8 protein-coding genes are annotated in these 10518 nt (G+C 51.4%); 2 read left to right on the forward strand and 6 right to left on the reverse strand.

The window, feature by feature from the left end:
• The first annotated feature begins 17 nt into the window (after positions 1-17).
• Complete coding sequence (locus tag M5D89_RS09865; RefSeq protein ID WP_248885637.1) at positions 18-2018, forward strand: hypothetical protein; 2001 nt, start codon at positions 18-20, stop codon at positions 2016-2018.
• Between the two features lie 925 nt (positions 2019-2943).
• Here M5D89_RS09865 and M5D89_RS09875 read toward each other — a convergent pair.
• On the reverse strand, positions 2944-5544 hold the full coding sequence (locus M5D89_RS09875) for a DUF927 domain-containing protein (protein ID WP_248885638.1): 2601 nt from the start codon (positions 5542-5544) through the stop codon (positions 2944-2946).
• 350 nt (positions 5545-5894) lie between these two features.
• Positions 5895-6110: a helix-turn-helix domain-containing protein gene (locus M5D89_RS14450; protein WP_431307155.1), complete on the reverse strand. Its 216-nt coding sequence runs from the start codon at positions 6108-6110 to the stop codon at positions 5895-5897.
• A gap of 174 nt (positions 6111-6284) precedes the next feature.
• Between M5D89_RS14450 and M5D89_RS09885 the strand changes: the two genes are divergently transcribed.
• A complete protein-coding gene (locus tag M5D89_RS09885) occupies positions 6285-6665 on the forward strand; it encodes a DUF6471 domain-containing protein (protein ID WP_248885642.1) in 381 nt (126 codons plus the stop codon).
• On the opposite strand, the gene M5D89_RS09890 is transcribed toward M5D89_RS09885, so the two are convergent.
• The 4 genes from M5D89_RS09890 to M5D89_RS09905 form a co-directional block, all read right to left on the reverse strand.
• A complete protein-coding gene (locus M5D89_RS09890; RefSeq protein WP_248885644.1) occupies positions 6629-7846 on the reverse strand; it encodes a site-specific integrase in 1218 nt (405 codons plus the stop codon). The genes M5D89_RS09885 and M5D89_RS09890 overlap by 37 nt on opposite strands.
• 387 nt (positions 7847-8233) lie before the next feature.
• Entirely contained in the window at positions 8234-9181 is a 948-nt protein-coding gene (locus M5D89_RS09895) for a COG2958 family protein (protein ID WP_248885645.1), read from the reverse strand.
• A gap of 11 nt (positions 9182-9192) precedes the next feature.
• Entirely contained in the window at positions 9193-9969 is a 777-nt protein-coding gene (locus M5D89_RS09900; RefSeq protein ID WP_248885646.1) for an SMODS domain-containing nucleotidyltransferase, read from the reverse strand.
• 4 nt (positions 9970-9973) lie between these two features.
• Positions 9974-10495: an SLATT domain-containing protein gene (locus M5D89_RS09905; protein ID WP_248885647.1), complete on the reverse strand. Its 522-nt coding sequence runs from the start codon at positions 10493-10495 to the stop codon at positions 9974-9976.
• Between the last annotated feature and the right edge of the window lie 23 nt (positions 10496-10518).

Below are 10518 nucleotides of genomic sequence, written 5' to 3' on the forward strand. Positions count from 1 at the left end.
CACATCAAGGACTCTGAATGACCACCACCAGAAAGAACACCAATATATTTTTTATATTATCATTTTGTTTTTTATATATTTTTATTAATATAGTTTATTTTCACCCATTTTCTCACAACTTTGAACACACTATATTTATGCCTGGAGGTGATCAGGAGTCATTCATATGGTTTATAAAGTGGTGGCCATATGCTATTTCTCATGGGTTAAATCCTTTTATTGCGCGATATATATGGAGCCCTAGTGGATTTAACCTAACTTGGGCGACATCCATCCCAACATTATCAATACTCGCAGCCCCATTAACAATACTATTTGGTCCAATATTTAGTTGGAATTTGTTAAGTTTGTTGGCGGCACCGCTCAATGCAATCTGTGCATTTCTTTTGTTGAGATATCTATATAAGAATAATTTTGCTGCTTTCCTGGGCGGCTATGTGTTCGGCTTTGGCTCATATGTAATGGGTCAGTTGCTTGGACACCTAAACCTAGATTTTGTCTGTTTAGTTCCATTGGCCATATTATTATTTGTGATGAGCGTTAAAGATGACATAAACAGATACTATTTTGTAATAATTATGGCGTTCATTATTTTTCTTGAAGCCGGAATATCAACAGAGATTTTGGCGACAAGCACATTGTTTGGATTTATTTCTATAGCGGTGTTCGTCTTCCTTCAAAACGTGGCGCGCAAAAAGATACTGGTGTCGGCCTTATATTTATCTATATCATATGTTCTTGCAGCGATTTTATTATTTCCATTTCTATATTTTCTGATCAAAGGCTTTTCTGGCGTTCCGAAAATAATTAACAGCCCAACAGCCTACTCATCAGACCTACTAAATTATATAATTCCAACACCAGTAACAAGAATTGGAAGAAGTGTTTTTTCCAGCATCGCTTCTCGATTCACGGGAAACTATGCGGAAGAAGGCGCATACATTGGATTGCCGTTACTTTTATTTACGTCATTCGCTATTAGAGATTACATTGCTGAACAAAAGAGAACAGGCATTGCTCTGTTCATCATTTTTATAGTGATTATCGTTTTTTCATTAGGCCCATATTTGCAAGTCAATGGTGTGAATACACACGTTATAATGCCATGGACATTTTTTACGCATGTACCGCTGATAAGGGGAGCTCTGCCCACCAGGTTTACAAATTATGTAAGCCTAATGGTGGCCATTTTTGTTGGATTCTGGCTTTCCACACAAAAAGTGACTAAGAAAAGATATATGGCAGCAATTGCGTCAATTGTTTTCATTATTCCAAATATTTCTATTTACAATTGGGGTGGTCAACACGTCCCAAGCATTTTCACCAAACATAAAATATTAGCAGGATCTAATGTTATAGTATTGCCTTTCGGGTATACCGGGCCATCCATGTTTTGGCAATTAGAATCAGGAATGAGTTTCAACATGGTTGGTGGATATGTTGGTTTTTCTCCCCTGCCATTTAGAAGACTTCCAGTCACGTCAGACCTTTTTTCTGGTATTCCAGGCGGAAATTTCAACGATTTATTTAGAGCATACTGTTCGCAATTTCATGTAAAATATGTGGTTGTATGCCATAATACTCCGGCTTCGTTGGCTAAAGCTGTGAAAAATGAAGGTTGGGACAGTAAAGAATATGGCCAATGCATGGCTTATCATGTCCCAAGCCATATGAAATATTACGTGTATTCTGGAAATGTGTGGGGGAGTTATGATAGATATGGGTGGATCGGGAAGAACGTAATCCTAAAGACCCAAAACGAACCGATAAAAATAATTCTTACTGGGCAATTCATCCCGCATGGTGCACCTAACGTCAAAATAAGGTTATATGAGGCCGACGGAAAAGTCATAAAAAAGACTTTTATTCCAGGGAAAAAGCAATCACTGGCTGTAAATATGAGAGGGGTTAAGCGTATATATATATCTGCAGGTAACACGTGGATCCCAAAAAATATAATCCATAGTGGTGACACTAGGAAACTATCTGTCAGCATGAAGATAGAAAAACAGAGATAGGGTTAATAGAATCTCTGATCCTGTTTTTTAGGCATTATATGGCTGAACCGGGAATAGTAAGGTTTCTTCATGTTTGTCTGCCCGCTATCGCTATGAAGAATGCGATACATTGATAACCTACGATGAGGATCCAGACATAGGTAGAAATGTCCGTTGTCACTGACCGGCAATATGGCGCCACCGATGTGCGGCGTAATGGCGCCATTTTCAAAGTGCCTGAAATGGGGTCTCGAACAGTGTTAAGAATGGGTGTTTTTTGCTCCTTTCGCAATGATGTTTTTTTGGGGGGGGGGCGAAAACTATCGCCCTCCAGGATCAGCCGATAAGCATCGTGACGTAGACGATCCAACGTGGCCCACCCCGAGCATGCGGTTGGCTGGAAGACGTCTCGGCTTTATTGCGCGTCTGGCTCCGGTGCGGTAGTAAGGTTTCTATGGAGTCCACTGATGGGCGTCGGCTGAACTGCCGGGCATCCACAGGTCAGGCGTGGGGGTGCAGGTGCGTTCGGTCGTGGATGTCACCGGCACACCGCGGTGGCGGTTTTTTTTGAGGAACTTTCAGTGACCGTCTGTTTGAACGCCAACAGGCACAACCGCGGTTGGCCCAACGGCGAATTCGGAGTCACGGCGGGGTGTGGGAGCCGTGAGCGAAGACTGGGGCTCAAGCTGTAACGCGCGTAACGCACGGATTTTCCTTCCGTTACAATAAAAATCAATATAAACAATCTTGTAACGCTGTAACGCCTGTTACGTTCTTTTAATTAATTAATAAAGAAAATATCATCTCTCTATAAAGCTCATATATATTCAGCTCTCTCCCCTAGAGGCGCGTTACAGGCGTTACAGCGTTACAAGCTGCATCTGAGGGTCCTTCGGCGGCCACCAAAGTGGCACCCTGGCAACCGCCGACTTGACATCACTCTTCCCTAACCGCTGCCCCCCCCTGTCACCTCAAAAACGGCAGTATCTAATTGCTCCTCGGGCAATTCTCCGGAAAGGATTGCACCTTTGACGGCGTACACCCGCATTGGTCTCATATCTGGGACTCGTCGTGTATCGGCCTTAGGCAGGTCCATGAAGCCCTTAGCTACCAAGTGTTCCGCCAGCTGTTGCTTCGTCACCCCCTGGCAAAACTCGGCCTCAAAAGTCGGCACAGGAATCCAAAACTCAAACTGCGGGTTGGCTTCGCTGCTATCTATCCACTTGCCATAACCCCAGCACGGGTTTGGGACCCTGGTGCCTTCCCCCAGACCAATTTGTCCAGAGCGGTTTATCCACTCAAAGCGGGCAGAGCCGTAGAGATGCAATTTTTGCACCAATGCCTCATAAGCGCGGATGATATCAGTGGATTCCGAACCCCCTCGTTCATTCAGCCAGGCCTGGAAACACCACTGTGCTGCCGCAATGGCTTCACCCTCTTGAAAAGGAAGAATATGCCATAAAATTGCCAGTTCCCCAGCGGCAGCTACAGCAGCGAAGCGTTGAGCAACGCGATGCACTTGGTTGTCTCCACCTCGGACGTGCCAGTCCGCCTGCAGGCGGTGGATCTGCGCATCGAAACGCGCAACGGTCCAATCCTTATCCTCGGTTGTAGCCAGTAACCGAGTCAAGAAGGCCCTGATGGGTGTGCCATAGAACCGACGGCTGGCCTCATCAAGATGATCCACCAACTCCCGGGCGCTTTGAAAGCCGTTGAGGCTTTGAATGATGCCCATCCCCGCCCCAGCGTCGGCCTTGACGTCAAGCAAACGCACCTCATGTCCTGCCATAGAACGCTGGTTGGTCTGGTGAAGCAACTGATTCAGTGAGATTTCCCCAGAAGACAGAAAAACCAGCCGGAATTTCGTCACCGGTCTTGCGGAAGCATCCGCCCGCATTCGCCCCTTTCCTTGCCCATTACCAAGCAAATATGTAGCATCCCCTGCCGAAGCTGCTGAAAGGGAACCCAGTTCGTCCAGCGTCAAGAGTGCATCGTTGCGGGCCGCAGCCAAGGTTTCCAGTGCATTATCCGTCGTCCGCCAACTATTGATATATTGCTGCGGATCCCCCCACACCGATGAGGCCACCTTAAGCAACCTGGTCTTACCTGAGCTGCTGGGGCCACGGAAATGGACACCAATATTTTCCATTCCCGTCAGGCGTAGCAGAGGGGGCAGAAAAGCAGCAGACAACGCCAGCACCAAGAGCGGATTGCCCTGGCACAATGCCGCCACATGGGTCTGCCACTCATCCAAAGTCCCCGCCTGCCCGTAGGCCTGCATAAATTCCATTAGGCGCTCTGCCATGTGGTACCCGTCAGTTCCTTGGTCACCTGCAATCCCAAAAACAGCATCGGGCAGAGCAAAGACGGCGCATTCCTCATCCAGCCAGCCGCTGGATTCCACCAGAGTCAGACGACGGTTTACGGGAAAGTCTTGGATAAAATATGCCAGAAGCTCCCGGCCTTTAGTCGTCGTATTGCATCGAACACCGTGATCCATCAGCGCCCGCCTGAAATTTTCAGAGGTCAAATCGGTAGCTAAGAGGCGGATGTTATGGCAACTCCCATCGGGATCCCAGACCTTCAGCAGGTATGACCACTGTCCGGATGACAGATCTCGAACCAAGGCATCCACAATGATGGGCGTTGCCAGCCAAGTGACCACCGGAATGTCCTTCTTGCCAACACTATGATGGGTCACCGCCTTCTCATCCACTTGGAAAGGACCAAAGCGCAAAGAGGGAAATTCGACCTCGTCGTCTCTTGCGTCACGAATCTCCTCGATCCAGCCCAGTTCTCGCACCTTATCGACGGCTGCCGGACACAACTCCTCAAGAGGAATCTCCGTCTCGTCACCATAACGCCGGGCGAGCCAAGGCTTACCCTTGGTTACAAACCAGGACCCGGGGGTGTTTTCGTCCGTGAAATAGAGCACCAAGATGGCGCCATTCCCCCGCAACCTCGTATCCTGCAAAGTCCGTCCTGTGCGGACCGCATTGGGATCAGTAGGCACCAGACAGGTGTAACGGCGGCGTTGCCCATCCACCTCGGCAACTCGGCTTTGCAACTGATGGCCATGTTCCACCGCCCAGGTTTCCCTGATCTCCCTTCTTTGCCGATTTACCGCGCCTGGCAAGTCGGATGCAATATCCGGCAGGTTCACGCTGTCTGCGGGTTTAGCCACGAAACCCAGACGCTCCTGGTGGGTGATGTCACAATTGATTCCGCTATCAATCATCGGTTCCGCCGTATAGTGCAGCTGGTTTGATGATTTGATCGGCGCCATATCAATACCAAGTACCACCATGGGTATGCCACCCTTGTTCAAGTCCACACTGTAGAATCCAGTCTGAAAGCAGAATTGTTCCAGGTGGGCGGCCAACATGGCCCCTCGGACGGGGCGGGTCAGCCAGAAGAAGAGGTGTACCCGGATACCGGGTTTTAAGTAACTGCCGCCCGGATTCATGATGCCCGCTGAATTTGAAAACATGTACACGTAGCTGACCTGCTGAAATTCGGGAGGCAGCATTGAGACCACATATTCCACCGCTTGCAGGCTGCAGGGCGCAATACCCTCAGGAGCGGGTATGCCGTCGATGTCCAGCATTACCCAGGGCGTGCCCTCCGGGGCCTCGGGAAAGGCTTCGCTGGTACGCCTGGTCACTTTTTCCGTTTGCGGCGTGGGCAACCCCCGAATTATTGCACAGCGCCGATTCCGATAGATGTCCTGTAACAGGGTATGAAACTCCCTGATACCCTCTACCGGCCGCTGCTCCCAAACAAACTCGGCGCAGTTCGGGTAGGGGTCGGTTTTCACCACGTTGTTTTCGGTTAGCTGAAAGTCCTTGGAAAGTGGAATGAGTTCGTCAGTGGGTCGCAAAACGGTGATGTATGTTGTCATTGCGTAACTCCTCTGCGGTCTGAAGTGGATAGGTGTTGGCACTGGGCTATGAATTGCTCCAAGTCGTGCTGGCGGTATCTGACCGCTCGGCCGATGCGAACGAAGGGGATGCGGCCGGTAAGGACGCGGTCTTTGTTGAGCCACGACTCGGAGAGCCGCAGGTAGGCTGCGGCATCGCGGGTTGTTAAGAGATTGCTGATACTCTGTTGCATTTGTATTTCACCTCATGCGGTGGCAGCCCAATTGCTGCCGACAAGAGCAGCTTAACCCTCTTTAAACTACATTACAATGTAGCACGCCATCATAAAAATGTAGCTGGTGATTATTTCTATGCTTGCGTGCCAGCCATACAAGATGGTATCCTAATTGAAAAGAAGGGAGGTGATATGGAAAAAAAGGCTGGAAGGAAGCCCTTGAAGCAAGCGGACTTGGTTGCATATGAGAAGGCAAGGAAACTCCTAAAAGGGGAGATGCTCCGTCTCGGATTCACAACTACAGACTTGGCGCGCAGCCTTCAGCTGGGTGGAGTAGAGATTGATGTCAACGGTCTCGGGAGGAAAATCCATAAGGGTGGCTTTTCTTTGGCATTTTTCCTCCAGTGCATGGAGGCCATGGGTATTACCCAGCTTGATCTCTACAATGCCCGCCCCCCAGAATCCCGCTTCTCCCCGGAGCTAGGTATTCAGCGTGGCGAAAAGATGAAGCTCATCGATGATGAAGACCCCGCCTATCAACGGAAGGGAGGGGAATCTGATCCAGAGACCTGAGCAAGAATAGCTCCGGCAATCCGGTCCATAGGCTCCCGTAGCCGCTCCACGCCGCTAACGATATAGCCCGCTGTGACATCTCCCCGGTCGGTGCGGTGGTTCACCAGCCGCTTCAGGGCGTAAGCGCTAATGTCCAGGCTGTCGGCAACGGTGATGAAGGTGCGCCGCAGGTCGTGAACGGTGACGCTGACCCCTGTTTTTTTCGCCACCGCCGCAAGGGCCTTCCGAGGTTCCTGCACGTAGCCCTTCGCCCCACTGCTGGAGAATACAAAAGGGCTTCCCGCTTGACCAGCCTCAGCACGGCGCTGGATCAAAAGGTCCACCAAGAACTCCGGCAAGGGCAGCTCCAGCGGGTCGTGATTCTTGGTATTGGTGATGGTCACCATGCGGTTGGCCAAGTCCACCTGCTCCCAGGTCAGGCTGGCCGCCTCTTCCCGCCGCAGGCCGGTAAATAAAAGGAACAGCAAATAATCCCGCAGGGTGGCGTTGCCCAGTTCCTTGACCGCCGCCATCCAACGGCCCAAGTCCCCCGGCCTCAGGCAACCCTGCCGCCGGGGAATCTTTTTCCATGCGCGGGTGTGGGAAAGCGTCTGCACCGGGTTTTCTCGAAGCAAGGGGCGCTCCGCGGTGCCGTACTGATGCATAGCGAAATTCATGATGGCCCGCAAGGCCCGCATCACCACGTTGGCCGTGGCGGCACCCCTCTCTTCCGCAAGACTGCTGAACCGCTCACTGACCTTTTCCCGTGTGATGCTGGCCAGGGGACGGTCCGCCCAGTCGGCCAGATAGAGATCCACTGCCCGCTGATATTCTTTGATGGTCTTAGGGGTCAGACCCCGCACTTGAACGTATTGTAGAAACGCCTCCCTGAGCGTGATCCCTTTGACACGTTCCTGCCGCTTTTTTTCCGTCGGCAGTTCACCACCGGCCATCTCCGCCAACAATTGCTGTGCCCTGTTGCGGGCATTCTCAGGCGTCCATGGAGCGCCATAAGCACCGATGGTCACCCGCTTGGGTTTGCCGTTGACCCGGCGTTCGGCAACGAAGATTTTGTTGTGCTCCGTCACCTTGAGTCCAAACCCACGGAGCTCGTTATCCCGGTAAAACCTCGGCGGCTGGCCGGGTGCTTGCAAGGGGATGGCGTCTACTGCCCGCTTGGAAATCTTGATTCTGTCTACCATGGTCACGACCCGCTGATTGTTTCCGTAGTAGACGTATAGTAGACGCTTGGGAGGAAATCACAACCCAGACAGTGCTAGATGATGCAAAAGAATGACTGTTTAACTACATGATATGTAATAGATTATGATAGAAGGTGCAAAATGGTGAGAGACTGTGAAACAAGTCTTCCGCTAACTCTTAATCAGCGGGTCGTGGGTTCGATCCCCTCACAACCCACCAAATAAAACAGGCGCTTAGAGAGATTTTCTAGGTGCCTTAGTTTTTGCCATCCACCCCATATCCACCCACAAGCCAAGGCGGCTCAACCCATAAACCCGACGACTGGTTTAGCGCATTCCAGCACGGTGAAGAGCGCCCCGACGTCATCGGCCACCTGGAATAGGCGGTCAATCGTTCAGTTCCAGAACGTCCCAGTCCGCCGGGCGCGCCTCGCCGGTCTGGTAGAACTGCTTCACCAGCTTCAAGTATTCCAAAAAATCCCGGCTCTCCGTGGCCAGTCGATTGGCCATGTCCCAATCGATCTCATCGCGCTCGCGGGCCGGAATCAGCACCTGACTGTCGGCAGGATTGTCCACGTCCAGCTTGATGAAGCCGATGCCGTGGGCGGCAAACAGCATCCGTAGCTCCTTTAACGTATCGGTGCCGCCGATTTCAGCCGCGACCAGGTAGCCGAAATTTGCCCACGACGAATTCGAAACCGCCTGAAAAAAACACTCGCGCACGTTCGAACGGTTTATCAGCAGCTTGGCCTCGAATGACCACAGCTTGGTGCGCTTGTCGGAATACTGCGTGACGCAATCGCGGACTTCGCGGTGCCATTCCTTGCTCAAATCCTCCATGCCGACCACATCCGGGTACAGCCAACGGTTGCCGTTGGGTCCGCGTTTGTTCGAGGAGCGCTTTTCGTCGATGCGTTTGGAGAACACGCCGAATTCCTCCCAAAGGTATTGAGAGAGCATCGGGTACAGCGCGTGCTCGCCGATTTTTGATGCATGCGTATCTGCTGCCGACGCTGCCCCTTCGCTTTCGACCGCAGCCACCTCTGCGCTGTCCGTTCGCTCCGAGTAGTAGTACTTGCGCGGCCGCCCCTCGGTGGTTTTTAGCTCTGGATGCCGTGCTTGCATGCGTGGGCGCTGCGAGCTGATTTCTGCGACGAGCTGCTGCACCAAATCCGCATCAGACTTGATGTAGTCGCCTCGACTTTTGGATTTCTTTTCCTTACACTCGACGGGATAGTTTTCAAAAATCCACTCGGCGATTTGTCTCGCCGTCAGCTTTTCGGCGGAACGCGACTTCAATAATTCCAATACGGTTTTTGCCAGATTCAACGCCATAGAAATTCCCCTCAGAGCCTGAACAACTTCTTGACCTCATTCTCTGCCGTTATCGGCAAATCATCCTTTTCGTATTGTCTGACATTAGCCACGATATTCCTTGCGCGCGTGATCTCATTGTTCACCCACTGTGAGTACGACGAGCTGGTGTTCAGGTTATCAATGACGGCAAGGAAGTAGTCCTTCTGATTTGCCAGAAACCAAAAACGCAGGCCGCAGACCCATTTCTCCATCTTAAAGGATTGGAACGGGAATCCAGCGGTTGCATTCCAGTACTTAAATAGCCGAATGGTTGGTTTAATCAGCGACTTGTGTTCCTTGTTTTTCGCCTCAAGAGTCGCGTTGAAGTCGTTCGGATTCGTAATCATCCAGCCACCTGTACCATTGGGAATCCGAAGTCCTCCGAGCCATGTTTTTATCGCAGGCACCAAGTCGAATTTGATATGGTTCAGCTCAAGCACAATAGTTGGAGTTGACTGATAAATTTCCGACGATCCATAACGCTTTTCGACGAAATCCTTTAATCGATTCAGGTACGTCTGCGGGGCAGCGCTGCCATCGCTGAAGACCACCATGTAATCAATATCAGACTGCTCATCCATCGAACGGGGCAGGATCGTGCCTCGAGTCGACGACCCGAAGCGAAAGTGCTGGTTAATAACACCGTTGGCGAAATGCGACGACATCCGCGACTGCAATGTCGAGATCGAGGTCGTGATTGACGACTGCTCAGTAGTAGAAAGCACTGCGCTGCTGGCGGTACTGGTGAGAAAACTCAATACCGACATACTTTCAACCTTCCTTATCTACCTTGTGAGTCGCTTCGCCTTCTTCGATGCCTTTGCGGGCGGAATCAAACGCGCTACGCGGGACGCTTGGGCTTTTTTGGTTCAATTCGTTGCGCGTGGCCGAAAGCGCCTTCAGGCGTTCGGGCAGTTTCCCCAGAAGTTCCACCTGCAGCAATTCGACTTCACGGAAAATGCGGGCATCGTTGCGCAGTGCCAGAAACTGTCCCGCCGCAACCCGATGCATCGCAGCCCGCTCGTTTGGCTTGAGAAACGTCATGAGACCGGCCAGCAGCGAGGCCAGCAGTGCCAATGCACTACCCACCTCGGCATAGCTCTTGAACAGAGCCGCCCCCGCGATAGCGGCAAATGCAGTGGCCGGAATACCCAACCAGTAATGGCAGCGTTCCCACACCTGCGCGGCATTAAAATGGCTCTTGCTGGAATAAGTCGCGTCTTCCTCGATCCGCTCGGCTTCCCGACGCAAGGCCGCAACCTTTTCCTGTTGGTTGGCTTGGGGTTCGTTCATCCCGTTTGTTTCCTGTAAGGACA

This window comes from Acidithiobacillus acidisediminis, from assembly GCF_023277115.1.
GTDB classification, from domain to species: Bacteria; Pseudomonadota; Gammaproteobacteria; order Acidithiobacillales; family Acidithiobacillaceae; genus Igneacidithiobacillus; species Igneacidithiobacillus acidisediminis.